The organism is Clostridium sp. NkU-1 (assembly GCA_001312405.1).
In genome coordinates, this window is the sequence record BBDR01000002.1 from 334,687 (window position 1) to 349,388 (window position 14,702).

A 14,702-nucleotide genomic window follows, 5' to 3' on the forward strand; every position below is an offset into this window, starting at 1 on the left:
TCATTCAGGGCCGCAGATTGCGAATATCCGCTTGACAAAAAATAAAAAAAGCTGGAACAGGATAGAAACCTGTTCCAGCTCTTTTTGCTTATTGCATAGGGGTCTTAACAAATTGTTTGTCAAATTCCGGGTTATAATAATAAAAGTTTTTAGGATTTAAATTGGATTTGATTTTTTTCAATGGCTTCACCAAACCGCTGGAAGTGGACGATTTCCCTTTCCCGAAGGAATTTTAATGGTTCCCTTACATCAGGATTCGGTATGATCCGGATGAGGTTGTCATAGGTTGTCCTTGCCTTTTGCTCAGCTGCTAAGTCCTCGATCAAATCGGTAATTGCATCGCCCTTGGACTGGAATTCGCAGGCATTAAACGGAACTCCGGCCGCAGCAGTGGGCCAAAGGGCTGTTGTATGGTCGATATAATAGGCATCAAACCCTGCTGTCTTTGCCTGTTCCACGGTCAGATTTTTCGTCAGCTGGTAAATGATAGAGCAGATCATCTCCAGATGTCCAAGCTCTTCTGTACCAATGTCTGTTAAAAGTCCCCCCACTTCCTTGCATGGCATGGAATATCTTTGGGAAAGATAACGCATGGAAGCTGCCAGCTCACCATCAGGTCCGCCAAACTGGCTGATAATGAGAGAGGCTGTTTTCGGGCATGTTTCTTTGATATTTACAGGGAACTGCAGTCTTTTTTTCGTAATTCCACATTATACGTTACCTCCTTCCCAGGGCAGCGGGCCGTCTGTCCAGGTAAAATGCTTTTGTCCCGGATATTTTGTATTGGTTTCTGTTTTGTTGTTGGTATCAGGGCAGACACAGTTTATGGTAAGAGGCTCAAAGTTTTCCGCATAGGTTTTTAAAAGCTGTTTTCTTTGATCCATAGCCTGCTTAAAGGCTGTTAATGCATTTTCATCCAATGGATGAGTATCTAAATATAATGTTAAATCATTAACAGTGAAGCTTACTTCTGTGATCTGCTTTAAAAGAGTTTTTTTGATCAGCCATTACTGTTCACCTCCTGTAACATAAAAAGGCAGATTAAGGCTTGGAAAAATGGTCCCATGCTTTAAAGCTGTCTGCGGATCATAAGGCTGTTCCCAGGGCTGCATGGGAATCGTAGCAATAGCCAGTTGAACCGTTTTTGAAGGTGTTGCAGAATTGGCATTTGATGTGTCACATCCACATGAGTTAATTGAATTCATAAAAACACTCCTTTCTTCTTTCCTGCCCGTTCTTTCAGGGCACAGTGCACCCTGCTTTACCGGGTGTAAAGGAATACCTGTAAGGTATTTTAGCTGTTCATTTAGCTTTCTTCTTTAGTATGGTTGAAATAAATTAAAATACGTTGCAAAAATTCTCCCATTTTATCCACTGTATTGATATTGTAATAAATAGAAAAATGAAATATAATGGTAAAGCAGGATCGAATTGACAGAAAAAGAAAATAATTAAGACGGGAGAGCAGAGTATTGAGCGATAAGAAATTTGCAGTATTGATTGACTCGGATAATATTTCCGCAAAGTATATTACGAGCATTCTGGATGAAATGACCCGCTACGGCGTCATTACTTACAAAAGAATTTACGGGGATTGGACAAGCTCCCAGATGGGAAAATGGAAAATGGAGCTCTTAGAGAACTCAATCACTCCCATCCAGCAATTCTCCAATACAGTAGGAAAGAATGCAACCGATTCCGCCTTATCATTGATGCCATGGATTTGCTCTATACGGACAATGTGGATGGATTCTGCATCGTATCCAGTGACAGCGATTTCACCCGCCTGGCCAGCAGGCTTCGGGAATCGGGGAAGGAAGTCATCGGAATGGGGGAGGATAAGACTCCCAAATCTTTCCGGGCGGCCTGCACGGTTTTCACCAATCTGGAGGTTCTCCTTGACCAGGAAGAGGAAGGCACAGGAGGAGGCGCCATAGGAAAAGAGGTGATCGAGCAGGATATCACTTCGATTCTTTTAGAGAATGAAGATAAGAATAAGGCAACCGGCCTTGGAGAGATCGGCAACCGCCTTGTGAAAAAAATACTCTGATTTTGATGTAAGAAACTACGGCTATAGCTCCCTGTCCAAATTTTTGGAGGAAATGGGAGGCTTTGAGCTTAAGAAATCCAATAATGTGGTAACTGTGCGGATGAAGGATAACCGTACCAGAAAGCAGGAGCTGGATGATTTTGCAGTGGGACTGGTAAAGGGCTGCGGAAAGAACGGTATGGAGCTGGCGGCTTTGGGGAATGGCATACACCGGAAATTTGCTGATTTCAAGGTAAAGGATTACGGGTATTCCACCTTCTCTAAATTTGTCCACAGCATTGCACAATTAGAGGTCCGTGAGAATAAAAACAATAATAAGACAGTGTATCTGAAAAAAAGAAGAATAAATAAGGCAGGCCAGGAAAATGAAATCCATGTTTCCTGGCCTGCCTTATTTATGTATGCAAGGAGCAAGGTGCAAAAAATGCCTGCATGCCTGCATCTTATTTTACCAGATTCCTAAAATCACTTGAAGGGCCAGGCTTACCACAGATATTCCAAGCCAGCAGCAAAAGCCTAATAAAAGGGGCTTTTTGCCTGTCCGTATCAGCTTAATTAAATCGGTATTGGTTCCAATGGCTCCCATAGCCATGACGATAAAAAGTTTGCTTAAGTCTTTTAATGAACCGGTAACACCTGCTGGTATGGGAAATGCCGTAGTGATTATGGAGGCCAGCAGGAAAAAGAGTACAAAGGAGGGAAAAACTTTTCCAATGGAGATGGAGCGTTCCGAAGTTTTTTTTCTCTTTTCCGGTTTTGTAGCATGCCAAAAACAGCGTAATAGGAATGATGGCCAGGGTTCTGGTCAGTTTTACTATGGTAGCCGCTTCCAGGGTATTGCTGCCGTGCATGCCATCCCAGGCGGAAGCAGCAGCCGTCACAGAAGAGGTATCGTTAATGGCAGTTCCTGCAAACAGGCCAAAGCCCTCATTAGAAAGTCCCAAAGCCGAGCCTAAGGCAGGAAAAAGCAGAGCAGCTATGATGTTGAAAAAAAAGATGACAGATATGGACTGGGCGATCTCACTGTCATCGGCGTCAATAACCGGAGCTGTCGCGGCAATGGCCGAACCTCCGCAGATGGACGAGCCAACGCCGATTAAAATGGCGGTCTTACCTGGCAGCCGCAGCGTTTTAGAAAGGATGTATGCAATCACCAGGGAAGTGGAGATGGTTGCCAGGATGATGGGCAGGGCTTCCCTGCCCTTTTGAAGAACTGTGGCCAGATTCATGGAGAAGCCAGGAGAATCACGGCGTATTGCAGGATTTTTTTTGAAGCAAAAGCCACTCCCGGCCGGAATGCTTCCTTCCCTTTTACAAAGGGTGCCATTGCCATGCCGATGAGAATGGCAAAAACAGGGCCGCCGACAACTGGGAAGGTTTTTCCTAAAAACCATGCGGGAGCGGATATTAAAAGGCAGAGAAGAACGCCTGGGGCGTATTTTTTTCATGAGTTAATCCTCCTTCTTGATTTGGCTTTATTATATTAGATAATAACAATAAAATAAAATTATTTATATTTATTAAATTATAAAAATATGTTATGGTTAATGGAGCAATCAAAAGGAGAATATAATTCATGCTGGATTTTCGGATTGATACGTTTCTTACAGTATGCCGTTACATGAACTTTACAAAGGCAGCCAGTGAACTTCATATCACCCAGCTGCAGTGTCCCATCATATTCATTATTTAGAAAACAAGTATGGAGTCAGGCTGTTTGAATACAACGGAAAAAAAGTGAATCTGACGGAGGCGGGAAAAGTCTTTTTATCTGCCGCCATAACCATGAAGGATGATGAACTGCATTTAAAAAAGATCATGGAGCAGCAATCGGGAAAAGGCGGGAGGCTGGTATTTGGCGCTACCATGACCATAGGGGAGTACGTGATGCCGGAAGCGCTCACAAGGTTCCTCCATGTTTATCCGGAGACAGCGGTTCAGATGGTGGTTGGGGATACGAAGGAGCTGCTTGGGAAACTGAATGAAGGGGAAATTGAATTTGCTTTGGTGGAGGGATTTTTCCTGAAAAAGGAGTATGATTTTCTGGTTTTTGCCTCGGAGCCCTTTGCAGCTGTCTGTGCGCCGGACTATGAGTTTCAGCGGGAGATCGCAAAAGTGGAGGATCTTCTCGGGGAAAGGCTTTTTATCCGGGAACCCGGTTCAGGAACCAGGTATGTCTTTGAGCGTTATCTGGAAGGGAAGAATTTATTGCTCCATGATTTCCCTAATATAATGGAAATCAGCAATATTGGCGCTATGAAACAAATGGTGGCAAAAGGGCAGGGAATTACATTTCTTTATGAGGCTGCGGTAAAGGAGGAATTAAACAGGGGCATTTTGAAAAAAAGTTGAATTGGAGGATTTTCAGTTGACCCATGATTTTACATTTATATGGAGGAAAGGAAGTATTTATAAATCCTATTATAAGGAGCTGTTTGACATCCTGCATGGGGAATGAAGGCTGGGAAAAGACATCTAATGAAAAAAATTGACAAAAAAAGTGTTGACAATTAATACAATTAATATTATACTAATGAAGCAGTCGGGAACGAGAGAAAAAAAAGAGCTCCTGACCAAGACAAGCACTGGGATCTTAGCTCAGCTGGGAGAGCATCTGCCTTACAAGCAGAGGGTCACAGGTTCGAGCCCTGTAGGTCCCATTGATAAGTAAATCGCTTATCACCAATTAAATATGGCGGAATAGCTCAGTTGGCCAGAGCACACGGTTCATACCCGTGGTGTCGAGAGTTCGAATCTCCCTTCCGCTACTTTTTAAGACATCTGTTTTATAGCAGATGTCTTTTTTTGCATCCCGTATAAAACCAGAGTTGGTCCATGAAGTTTAACCGAATCAAGTAAGTTCCCTACTTCAAATGCGAAAAGCAGTAAGTGGTAGGTGGGGACTCTCCGCCTGACAAGCAGCAAACGCTGCTATTCGGTTATGCCCGGTGGAGCGGGGGACGCTGTGAGCAAGCAGGGCCGCGGATTGCGAATATCCGCTTGACAAGAAAATTTATGGAACTGCTACAATTACAGGATTGTAATGAGGTGTAACATTGTAAAGAAAGGTTCATCTTCCCGCGGCCGGAAAGCTGAATACAGGGACAAAGTGCACAAAATAAAAAAAATATATCAGGAAAAGTGTAAAAAGTGACGGTATCTATATTGACAAGTGATAATAACAGTGATAATATCAGTGGTATAAACAGAAGAGCAAAGGAGACATGGTTATGACAAAGAGAGAGCGGGTTTTAGCAGCCATCCAGGGAAGAGAGGTGGATTATGTACCCACCGGATTTTCATTACACTTTCCGGAAAACGAGGCAAAGGGGGAAAAGGGAGTGGAGTCCCATCTTGAATTTTTCCGTCAGACAGATACGGATATTATCAAGATCATGAATGAGAACCTGGTTCCTGATTCAGGGGAAATCAGGACTCCTGAGGACTGGAATAAAATACCCCACTATTCCTTAAATGATGCCTTTATGAAAAACCAGATTGAAATGGTAAAGAAAATCCTGGATAAGGCAGATCCTGATGCATTTTCCCTGGGCACGCTTCACGGTATTTGTGCATCTGCCATTCATCCCATTGAAGCACGTTATGGTTATGAGAGCGTAAGAGAATTGTTCTGTACCCATATCAGGGAGAATAAGCAGCCGGTTCTGGAAGCATTTAAGAGAATTGCAGACGGCATGTGCCAGCTGGCAGTAAAATATAAGGAACTGGGACTGGATGGAATTTATTACGCAGCATTAGGGGGAGAGAAGCATTACTTTACGGATGAAGAGTTTTCGGAAATGATTGAGCCTTTTGACAAGGAGATATTAAAAGCTTCCAAAGAAGCAGGATGTATCAATTTCCTTCATATGTGCAAAAATAATTTAAATATGAAGAGATACGAATCCTACAACGGCTTGGCTGATGTGGTAAACTGGGGCATTTATGAGACCGATTTCAGCCTTGAAGAGGGGAGACGGCTTTTCAAAGGCATAACCGTCATGGGCGGGCTTGCCAACAGAAGCGGAGTCATGGTAGAAGGGACCATAGATGAACTGAAAGCAGAAGCAAAAAAAGGTAATTCGTGATTATGGAAAAACATCATTCATCCTTGGCGCTGACTGTACACTTCCTACAGAGATTCCTTATGAAAGGATCCGTGCAATTGCAGAAGCGGCAAGAGAGATGTAAAAGGAGGAGAAAAAAATGAAAAGAACAGCAGCAAGCCTTTTGGCAGCAGTGATGACGGCAGGCATGATTGCAGGCTGTGGGGGGAACAGCGCTGGTACGGACAGTACAACGGCAGCCCCTGGTGACAGCACCCAGATAGCAGACAAGGAGAAAAGTACGGCTGAGGATAAAACCGTTTATCCGGCAGGTACCATCACTATTTACGGCACGGGACAGCCCCAGTATCTTCAGGAATACTATGATGCCTGGCTGGCTGACCACAAAGATATTGCTCCGGATGTGAAGATTGAGATTGTGCAGACAGAGGGACATGCCCAGAGCCGTGAAAAAAATCACCATGACTGCACTGGCAGGCGCAGATGACGACCTTCCTGATGCTACATATTTAGACCCGGTGAATATCATGGATCTATCTCAGGCAGGAATACTAAAGGATGAGACAGACTTTCTAAAGCCCTACATGGATCAGATGGTGGAAGGCGCCGCCAATGATGCGACATTAAACGGCAGGATTTACGGACTTCCGGAATCTGTTCGCCCCAATGTGTTATTCTATAACAAGGACATTTTTGAAAAATACGGTGTGGATCCGGCTATGATGGAAACCTTTGACGGTTATGTGGAAGCAGGGCGCCAGTTAAAGGAAAAGAGCAATGGTGAGGTGTATTTGTCCTACATCAGCCCCAGCAGCAAGACCTGGAGGTACTGGGGAAGAAGAGGCCTTATGCCTCAGGCCAATGGAAGAATCTGGGATGAAAACGGCAGCATTGTAATAGGAGAAGATGAAGGAACAAAGCTGGCTTTGGGAACTTTGGACACCTTATATTCAGAAGGACTCCTATTAAAATCTGAAATCATGGAACCTGCATTATATGATGCAATCAATGGGCAGAAAGTGGCCACCTTCTATATTGGCGCTTTCTGGGATGAATTCATGAGAAAGAACTGCCAGGCGACTACAGGGCAGTGGCGGGTCATGTCTTCCCCTGTATTTGAAGGCGTTGGCAAGGCAGGGGCTCCTGTATCCTCCTATTTCTGTATCGTAAACAAGGGCGATAACGTATATGCCGGACTTCTGGAACAGCTTTGGAAGGATTTTACCTTTGATACCCAGTCCAGGAATACATGGGTAAAATCCATGGAATCCCAGAATGCTCCATATGCCAACCCTATTTCCTTAGAAATGCTCCAGGATAACTTCTGGAAAGAGCCTTCCAGTTTCTATGGCGGTATGTCCTTTAGGGAGACAGAGGGAAAGTGTCTGGAGAACGGTGCGGTCAATCTGGTTGTCACACCTCAGGATGCAGAGGCGGATGGCATTATTTCGGCAGAGCTTGAGAATTACGTGGCAGGCAACCAGACCATGGATCAGGCCATCGCCAATATGGATAAGAACTTAAAGGCTAAAATCGGCCAGGCAGAAATCATCAAGTAGCAGGAAACTTTATAAGGGGAAGGAACTGCCTTCCCCTTGTATTTACGCCAGCAATGAGCGAAGGAATAAAAATGTGAGGAGAAATCATATGCTTAAGACATTGAATAAATATAAAGCTCCCTATCTGTTCATACTGCCGTTTTTTTCTGTTGTTTCTTGTATTCCAGCTGATCCCCGCCATCTGGACCTTTTACATCAGCCTTACCAGCTGGAAGGGGATCGGGACGCCGAAGTTTTGCGGGTTTGGCAATTATAAGAAGCTGCTGATTGACAATATGTTCTGGGATGCTCTGGGGAATACCGTAGAATACTGGATTACAGGCCTTCTATTCATACTGGTGTTGTCTGTACTCATTGCAAGCCTGTTAAATTCTGATCTGCTCAAAGGAAAAGCAGTTTTCAGGACAGTCACGTTCCTGCCAAATATCTGTGCGGCCATTGCCATGGGATTGATTTTCCGAATGCTTTTTGATGAAAATGTGGGTCTGTTTAATGAACTGCTGGTTTCCCTTGGATTGGAAAAAGTCCCCTGGCTCACCAGTACCAAGTATTCAAGGATTCCGGTTATTATGCTGAATGTGTGGAGAAATACCCCCTGGTTTACCATGATCGTATTTTCCGGCCTGTTAAACATACCCAGGGATTACTATGAAGCAGCCACTGTGATGGTGCCAATAAGTGGAAGCAGTTTTTTTATATTACCCTGCCTTCCCTGAGCAATATTCTGTTTTTCTGCTCCATTACCCTTACCGTGGACAGCTGGAAGATTTTTAATGAATCCTACATTCTGCCTGGGCCAGGTACGTCCAACACATCCTTGTTTCAGTATATGTATGAATCAGGATTTAATATTTTCAATATGGGTTATGCGTCCGCCATCGGCGTGATCCTGATTGTGATACTGGCTGTCATTTCAATGGTACAGATGACAGTGAAAAAAAGACAGGGAGAATTATAGGAGGATAGATTATGGGATATAAGTATAAGAAAAATCTGGCATCCTTTGCGGTTCATGGGACATTGATCATGATCTCATTAATCTGCATTCTTCCTATTTTATGGATGTGCCTGATTTCCATTAAGCCAACTTCAGAAAGCATCAGCGGGTTTCAGTCCATTTGGATTGCAAATCCTACGTTAAGCAACTTTAACAAGCTGTTTTCCATGATACCTGTTGCTGCCAACTTTTTTTAATAGTGTGTTTACTACAGTTATGGGAACCGTGACTTCTCTGTTCTTCTGTTCCCTTGCAGGATTTGCCTTTGCAAAGTATAAGTTTCCGGGGAGAAATTTCCTGTTTTACTTTGTTATTGCAACCATGCTGGTTCCGCCGGAGGTGGGGGCTGTTCCCTTGTTTGTCATCATGAAGAAACTGAATCTGATTAACAGCTTATGGTCCCTGGTGATTCCGAGGATTGCGACCGCTGTAGGCATTTTCTATATGCACCAGTATATAAGCGACGTGCCAGATGAACTGATTGAGGCGGCTAAAATAGACGGCTGCAGGGATTTTGGGATCTTTCGGCGGATTATCCTGCCGGTTATTAAGCCGGCTTTGGCCTCCTGGGCTCCGTAACTCTGATTGCAAGATGGAATGACTTTTTCTGGCCTTTGCTGTTCTTAAGAAAACAGGTCAAATATACACTGATGGTCACCATTTCTCTGCTGCCTGTCAGTGAGGGCCTTTCAACGCCCTGGCCCGTAATTCTTTCAGGTACGACACTTGTAATTATTCCAATAATTGTGTTATATTTAATATTGCAGACATTTCAGAAAGCTGGAATGATGGCAGGGGCTGTAAAAGGCTAATAACGAAAAGAAAAAGGGGAAACATGATGCAGGGCCAATCGATAAAAAACCAGGTGTATGAGGGCATAATGAAAGATATATTAGATGGCGTATACCAGGCAAATGATATTATTAATGAAAGAACAATCATGGAAAAATACGGGGTCAGCAAGACTCCGGTGAGAGAGGCCCTGGTACAGCTGTGCAGTGAAGAGGTGCTTAATAATATTCCAAGATTTGGCTACCAGCTTACCGCCATACTTCCAAGCCAGATTATAGAAATTATAGAATACAGGAAAGTGATTGAATTAGGTGCTCTGGAGTTATGTTTTTTTCCGCCTTACCAAAGAACAGATTGATGAATTAAAGCGTCAAAACGAAGCGGCGGTACGGCTTATCGATAGCAGAGACTCGAAGTTGCACTGGGAAGCCAATAATCTTTTTCACAGAACATTGTGCAGTTACTGTGGGAACGGTTATATACAGAAATCACTGGCAGATGCCATGAATATCTGTACCAGGATATCCAACCAATATTTTACAAAGCTGTGGAATGAAAGTAAGGTTTCCGATGGAAGCAACCATGTCCATCTGGTAGCTGCCATTGAGTCTGGAGATTTGGAGCTGGCAAAGGCGACTTTGATTGATGATGTGGAATCATTTAAGCATGAGATATTATAAAAAATCGGGATTTATACAGGAATGTAGGAAGGGCGCCGCTGTCCGGACTGATTGATCAGCCAGGGCAGAGCCGCTCCTTTTTCGTTTCGGCATAAGTGCCAATGGGTTTTTCCATAATTTTTATATTCATTTCTCCTGTTTTATGTTATACTAACAAATAGCAAAAAGTGGAGGGATTCCATGTACTATTTTATTGTAAACCCGAACTCATGCCGCGGACGGGGAAGAAACATTTGGAAAAAGGTGGAAAGTGTGTTAAAAGCCTGTAATGCGGAGTATCAGGCCTTTCTTACGGAAAAGCCGGGAGATGCCAGGAGATTTGCCAGAGAGCTGACCGAAGGCTGCCGGGAATCAAGCGTTATCATCGGGGTAGGCGGAGACGGAACTGTAAATGAAATCCTGGATGGGATTTCCTTCTGCGGCTCAATTACTATGGGGTATATTCCGGCAGGATCCGGTAATGATCTGGCAAGAAGCTTAAGGCTTCCAAAGAATCCGATCCGGTGCCTGAAGAAGATACTGCATCCAAAATATTATAAGCTTATGGATTATGGAGTTTTGTCCTATGGAGATGAGGAAATATCTCATCGCCGCTTTTTGGTCAGCGCGGGGATCGGAATGGATGCGGCCGTTTGCATAGCATTCTTTATTCCAAGTCAAAGGGGTTGTTTCATAAGCTACGCCTTGGGAGATTTACCTATCTTATGGTGGGAATCAGGCAGCTTATTCTTGCCAAGCCCTCAAAGGGTTATATTCTCCTTAATGGGGTTCAAAAAATTGAATTCAGCAATGCTTATTTTATATCCGTCCACATTCACCCTTACGAGGGCGGCGGGTTTAAATTTGCCCCGGATGCAAATTTTGAGGACGGGCAGTTGTCTGTCTGTGTTATGAACAACCGGAAAAAAAAGAAAGCTGATTCCTGTGCTCCTTCGTTCCCTTATGGGAAGGAAGTCCTTAAATAAAGGTTTCAGGTATTATTCCTGTGAGGAAGTGACAATCCATATGGACCGTCCAATGGCAGTTCATGTAGATGGTGAGAGCTGTTTTTGCCAAAACGACGTGCAGCTTCGGTGCATCGGCAGAAAGCTGCGTATGATTGTATAGATATGGACATTTTATATAGAAGAAAAGCCCTACGGGTGTGCTGCTGTGTTTGGAAAGTGTGGCAATGAATTAGAAACACCCTGCGGGTATACCACTATGCCCGGAATACATGGGTGATAAATTATAAACACCCTATGGGTATACCACTATGCCCAAAAGACATGGGCGATAAAGTAGAAAGGAAGAATTATGAGGATTGGACAGGGATACGATGTGCATAAATTGGCAGAAGGAAGAGATTTGATCCTGGGCGGCGTAAAGATTCCCTATGAAAAGGGACTTTTGGGGCATTCTGACGCAGATGTACTGGTCCATGCAGTCATGGATGCCCTTTTAGGTGCGGCGGCTCTGGGAGATATTGGTGAACATTTTCCGGATACGGATCCCATATATAAAGGAGTATCCAGCATTGAACTATTAAAGCGTGTAGGAGAACTTTTGGAAGAAAAGGGATATGTCATTGAAAATATCGATGCCACTGTCATTGCACAAAAGCCAAAGCTTCTGACCTATCGCCCAGAGATGGTAAAAAACATTGGGGAGGCTTTAAAACTTCCTGATGGAAAGGTCAATGTAAAAGCGACTACAGAGGAAGGCCTTGGTTTTACCGGAAAGGGAGAGGGGATAACCTCCCAGGCCATAGTCCTGCTGACCTCCATGGAAGATTACTGTTATGACGACAGGATCATGGCGGAGGGCTGCGGAGGCTGTTGCAAAGGCTGCGGAAAATAAAACAGAATCAATGGAACACCCTTCGGGTATACCTTTATGCCAAAAAAGCATTGGCAGTGAAGCGGAAACACCCTTCGGGTATACCTTTATGCCAAAAAGCATTGGCAGTAAAGAGGAAAGGAAGAGACTATGAAAATTTATAATACATTAACCAGACAGAAGGAAGAATTCGTTTCTTTAGAACCTGGTAAGGTCAAGATGTACGTTTGCGGACCAACGGTTTATAATCTCATACACATTGGAAATGCAAGGCCAATTATCGTATTTGATACGGTCAGGAGATATTTTGAATATAAGGGTTATGAAGTAAACTTTGTGTCAAACTTTACCGATATAGATGATAAGATCATAAAAAAAGGCAATTGAAGAAGGGGTAGATGCAAACATTATCTCCAAGCGTTATATTGAGGAATGCAAAAAAAGACATGGAAGCGCTGAATGTAAAACCTGCAACCAAAAACCCCTTGGCGACAGAGGAAATCTGCGGCATGCTGGATATGATCGAAAAACTCGTTGCCTCCGGCCATGCTTATACAGCAGAGGATGGAACGGTCTATTTCCGTACCAGAACCTTTGAGGAATATGGAAAGCTGTCTCATAAGAACCTGGAAGATTTACAGTCCGGCTTCCGGGAGATTAAGGTGACCGGAGAAGATGGAAAAGAGGAACCATCGGATTTCGTACTTTGGAAACCGAAAAAAGAAGGAGAGCCTTACTGGGAATCTCCGTGGTGTGAAGGAAGACCGGGATGGCATATCGAGTGCTCCGTAATGTCCAAGAAATATCTTGGGGAACAGATCGATATTCATGCAGGCGGAGAGGACTTGATCTTCCCTCATCATGAGAACGAAATCGCTCAGAGTGAGGCGGCAAATGGAAAAGAATTCGCAAAATATTGGATGCACAATGGCTTCTTAAATATTGATAATAAAAAGATGTCTAAATCTCTGGGTAATTTTTTTCACTGTCAGGGACATCGGGGAAAAATATGATTTACAGGTACTGCGCTTCTTTATGCTGAGTGCTCATTACAGAAGCCCTATTAATTTCAGCGCCGATTTGATGGAATCATCAAAGAACGGGTTAGAGAGAATTTTAACTGCAGTTGAAAAGTTAAAGGGCCTGGAAGCATCTGCGAAGACAGAAAAACTTCTTGATCATGAGGATAAAAATCCCGTACAGGAGCTGGTTTCCAAATATGAAGCCGCAATGGATGACGACTTTAATACGGCAGATGCCATTTCTGCTATATTTGAACTGGTAAAATTAAGCAATTCCACCACAAATGAAGACAGCTCCAAGGAATATGTGGTTTATTTAAAGAAAACCATTGAGAGGCTGTGCGAGGTTCTTGGAATCATTACGGAAAAGGAAGAAGAAATCCTGGATGACGAAATCGAAGCCATGATCGCAGGCAGGCAGCAGGCCAGAAAAGACAAGAATTTTGCTCTTGCCGATGAGATCCGCGGAAAGCTTTTAGAAAAGGGCATTGTTCTTGAGGACACCAGGGAAGGTGTAAAATGGAAGAGAGTATAACATCAGTGGCAGCGTTTTCTGAATTTTTTTAAGGATACATTAAAGTTAAAAGAAGTTGATGTGAAAACCTATTCCCCGCTGGCGCTTGCGTATATCGGAGATGCGGTTTATGAATTGATCGTGCGGACAAAGGTGATGAACCATGGAAGCACCCAAGTGCATAATATGCATAAGAAGAGTGCTGCTCTGGTGAATGCAGGAGCCCAGGCTGAGATCATCCGCCGGCTTATTGAAGAGGAGTATCTGACTCCGGAAGAGGTGGCAGCATATAAGCGGGGCCGCAATGCCAAGGCTGTGACAACCGCAAAACACGCAACTGTTGTTGATTACAGGACTGCAACCGGATTTGAAGCTCTGTGCGGCTATCTGTATTTAACCGGCAATTTAGAACGTCTGATCACCCTGGTAGGCAGAGGACTTGAACGAATAGGAGAACTGGAATGATAGAGGAATTTACCATAGAAGGAAGGAATGCGGTATTGGAAGCATTCCGTTCCGGAAAGACCATTGATAAACTGTATGTACAAAAGGGAGTCCAGGATGGCCCTATCCAGTCCATTGTCAGGGAAGCAAAAAAAGAAGGATACCATCATTAATTTTGTGGAGAGAGAGCGCTTAGACCAGATGTCCGAGGAAGGACATCATCAGGGCGTTATTGCCCATGCTGCAGCCTATGAATACGCAGAGGTGGAAGATCTGTTAAAGGCGGCGGAAGAAAAGGGGGAACCTCCTTTCCTCTTTTTGTTAGACGGGATCGAAGACCCTCATAATCTGGGAGCAATCATCCGTACGGCCAATCTGGCAGGAGCCCATGGAGTCATAATCCCAAGCGCGGGCAGTGGGACTTACGGCAACGGTTGCAAAGACCTCGGCAGGGGCGCTTAATTATACGCCTGTGGCTAAGGTGACCAATCTCACAGCTACCATGGAAGAATTAAAGAAAAAGGGAATGTGGTTTGTCTGCGCAGATATGGACGGAGAAGTGATGTACCGGCTTGATTTAAAGGGGCCTATGGGCCTTGTGATCGGCAGTGAAGGAAGCGGCGTGGGAAAGCTGGTTAAGGAAACCTGTGATATGGTGGCTTCCATACCCATGAAGGGGGATATTGATTCCCTGAATGCTTCTGTTGCAGCAGGAGTGCTGGCTTATGAGATTGTAAGACAACGTTTGGGATAATAATG

Annotated in this window: 19 protein-coding genes, 2 tRNA genes and 4 pseudogenes; 21 read left to right on the forward strand and 4 right to left on the reverse strand. The window is 44.0% G+C overall.

Going from position 1 to position 14,702, the window contains the following annotated elements; all coding sequences use genetic code 11:
• Nucleotides 1–88: 88 nt before the first annotated feature.
• From JCM10519_RS04365 to JCM10519_RS04375, 3 genes and pseudogenes are all read right to left on the reverse strand, one after another.
• Nucleotides 89–711: pseudogene (locus tag JCM10519_RS04365) on the reverse strand (manganese catalase family protein).
• Nucleotides 711–1,004, reverse strand: a complete 294-nt coding sequence (locus JCM10519_RS04370) for a spore coat protein CotJB (protein ID WP_054738077.1) — start codon at nt 1,002–1,004, stop codon at nt 711–713. The pseudogene JCM10519_RS04365 and the gene JCM10519_RS04370 overlap by 1 nt, the downstream one beginning before the upstream one ends.
• Before the next feature lie 3 nt (nt 1,005–1,007).
• Entirely contained in the window at nt 1,008–1,205 is a 198-nt protein-coding gene (locus JCM10519_RS04375) for a spore coat associated protein CotJA (RefSeq protein ID WP_347843094.1), read from the reverse strand.
• Nucleotides 1,206–1,618: 413 nt separating this feature from the next.
• On the opposite strand from JCM10519_RS04375, the gene JCM10519_RS26275 reads away from it, so the two are divergent.
• Nucleotides 1,619–2,050 carry an NYN domain-containing protein gene (locus JCM10519_RS26275; RefSeq protein ID WP_347843095.1) on the forward strand — a complete coding sequence of 144 codons (432 nt, stop codon included), beginning with the start codon at nt 1,619–1,621 and terminating at the stop codon, nt 2,048–2,050.
• A gap of 52 nt (nt 2,051–2,102) precedes the next feature.
• Complete coding sequence (locus JCM10519_RS26280) at nt 2,103–2,513, forward strand: OST-HTH/LOTUS domain-containing protein (protein WP_347843096.1); 411 nt, start codon at nt 2,103–2,105, stop codon at nt 2,511–2,513.
• Here the strand turns inward: JCM10519_RS26280 and JCM10519_RS26285 are convergent.
• Nucleotides 2,499–2,771, reverse strand: a complete 273-nt coding sequence (locus tag JCM10519_RS26285; RefSeq protein WP_347843217.1) for a putative sulfate exporter family transporter — start codon at nt 2,769–2,771, stop codon at nt 2,499–2,501. The two genes, JCM10519_RS26280 and JCM10519_RS26285, sit on opposite strands and share 15 nt — an antisense overlap.
• Before the next feature lie 484 nt (nt 2,772–3,255).
• Here JCM10519_RS26285 and JCM10519_RS26290 point away from each other — a divergent pair, with 484 nt between their 5' ends.
• From JCM10519_RS26290 to rlmB, 19 genes and pseudogenes are all read left to right on the forward strand, one after another.
• Nucleotides 3,256–3,537, forward strand: a complete 282-nt coding sequence (locus JCM10519_RS26290; protein WP_347843097.1) for a hypothetical protein — start codon at nt 3,256–3,258, stop codon at nt 3,535–3,537.
• Between the two features lie 89 nt (nt 3,538–3,626).
• On the forward strand, nt 3,627–3,743 hold the full coding sequence (locus JCM10519_RS26295) for a LysR family transcriptional regulator (protein WP_347843098.1): 117 nt from the start codon (nt 3,627–3,629) through the stop codon (nt 3,741–3,743).
• Nucleotides 3,719–4,402: a LysR substrate-binding domain-containing protein gene (locus tag JCM10519_RS04390; protein WP_347843099.1), complete on the forward strand. Its 684-nt coding sequence runs from the start codon at nt 3,719–3,721 to the stop codon at nt 4,400–4,402. The genes JCM10519_RS26295 and JCM10519_RS04390 overlap by 25 nt, the downstream gene beginning before the upstream one ends.
• 235 nt (nt 4,403–4,637) lie before the next feature.
• Nucleotides 4,638–4,710, forward strand: a tRNA-Val gene (locus tag JCM10519_RS04395).
• A gap of 34 nt (nt 4,711–4,744) precedes the next feature.
• A tRNA-Met gene (locus JCM10519_RS04400) sits at nt 4,745–4,818 on the forward strand.
• Between the two features lie 462 nt (nt 4,819–5,280).
• Nucleotides 5,281–6,138, forward strand: a complete 858-nt coding sequence (locus JCM10519_RS04405) for a uroporphyrinogen decarboxylase family protein (protein ID WP_347843100.1) — start codon at nt 5,281–5,283, stop codon at nt 6,136–6,138.
• 118 nt (nt 6,139–6,256) lie between these two features.
• A complete protein-coding gene (locus JCM10519_RS26300; protein WP_347843101.1) occupies nt 6,257–6,604 on the forward strand; it encodes a hypothetical protein in 348 nt (115 codons plus the stop codon).
• Entirely contained in the window at nt 6,552–7,676 is a 1,125-nt protein-coding gene (locus tag JCM10519_RS04410; protein WP_347843102.1) for an extracellular solute-binding protein, read from the forward strand. The genes JCM10519_RS26300 and JCM10519_RS04410 overlap by 53 nt, the downstream gene beginning before the upstream one ends.
• Nucleotides 7,677–7,825: 149 nt before the next feature.
• Nucleotides 7,826–8,392: a sugar ABC transporter permease gene (locus JCM10519_RS04415; protein WP_347843103.1), complete on the forward strand. Its 567-nt coding sequence runs from the start codon at nt 7,826–7,828 to the stop codon at nt 8,390–8,392.
• 253 nt (nt 8,393–8,645) lie between these two features.
• Nucleotides 8,646–8,870: a hypothetical protein gene (locus tag JCM10519_RS26305; RefSeq protein ID WP_347843104.1), complete on the forward strand. Its 225-nt coding sequence runs from the start codon at nt 8,646–8,648 to the stop codon at nt 8,868–8,870.
• 4 nt (nt 8,871–8,874) lie between these two features.
• The gene (locus JCM10519_RS26310; RefSeq protein ID WP_347843105.1) at nt 8,875–9,252 is read left to right on the forward strand and encodes a carbohydrate ABC transporter permease; all 378 of its coding nucleotides are present in this window, start codon (nt 8,875–8,877) and stop codon (nt 9,250–9,252) included.
• Nucleotides 9,253–9,553: 301 nt separating this feature from the next.
• Complete coding sequence (locus tag JCM10519_RS26315) at nt 9,554–9,823, forward strand: GntR family transcriptional regulator (RefSeq protein ID WP_347843106.1); 270 nt, start codon at nt 9,554–9,556, stop codon at nt 9,821–9,823.
• Nucleotides 9,777–10,145 carry an FCD domain-containing protein gene (locus JCM10519_RS26320; protein ID WP_347843107.1) on the forward strand — a complete coding sequence of 123 codons (369 nt, stop codon included), beginning with the start codon at nt 9,777–9,779 and terminating at the stop codon, nt 10,143–10,145. Before JCM10519_RS26315 ends, JCM10519_RS26320 begins: the two co-directional genes overlap by 47 nt.
• Nucleotides 10,146–10,325: 180 nt before the next feature.
• Nucleotides 10,326–10,658: pseudogene (locus JCM10519_RS26325) on the forward strand (acylglycerol kinase family protein); the annotation flags it as partial.
• Nucleotides 10,659–10,849: 191 nt separating this feature from the next.
• Nucleotides 10,850–11,110, forward strand: coding sequence for a hypothetical protein (locus JCM10519_RS26330; RefSeq protein WP_347843108.1), 261 nt, complete (start codon nt 10,850–10,852; stop codon nt 11,108–11,110).
• A 331-nt stretch (nt 11,111–11,441) separates the two neighbouring features.
• On the forward strand, nt 11,442–11,984 hold the full coding sequence (ispF, locus tag JCM10519_RS04435) for a 2-C-methyl-D-erythritol 2,4-cyclodiphosphate synthase (protein ID WP_054738078.1): 543 nt from the start codon (nt 11,442–11,444) through the stop codon (nt 11,982–11,984).
• A 129-nt stretch (nt 11,985–12,113) separates the two neighbouring features.
• A pseudogene (gene cysS, locus JCM10519_RS04440) lies at nt 12,114–13,520 on the forward strand (cysteine--tRNA ligase).
• A gap of 60 nt (nt 13,521–13,580) precedes the next feature.
• A complete protein-coding gene (locus JCM10519_RS04445) occupies nt 13,581–13,964 on the forward strand; it encodes a ribonuclease III domain-containing protein (protein ID WP_347843109.1) in 384 nt (127 codons plus the stop codon).
• Nucleotides 13,961–14,697: pseudogene (rlmB, locus tag JCM10519_RS04450) on the forward strand (23S rRNA (guanosine(2251)-2'-O)-methyltransferase RlmB). The gene JCM10519_RS04445 and the pseudogene rlmB overlap by 4 nt, the downstream one beginning before the upstream one ends.
• The last annotated feature ends 5 nt before the right edge of the window (nt 14,698–14,702 follow it).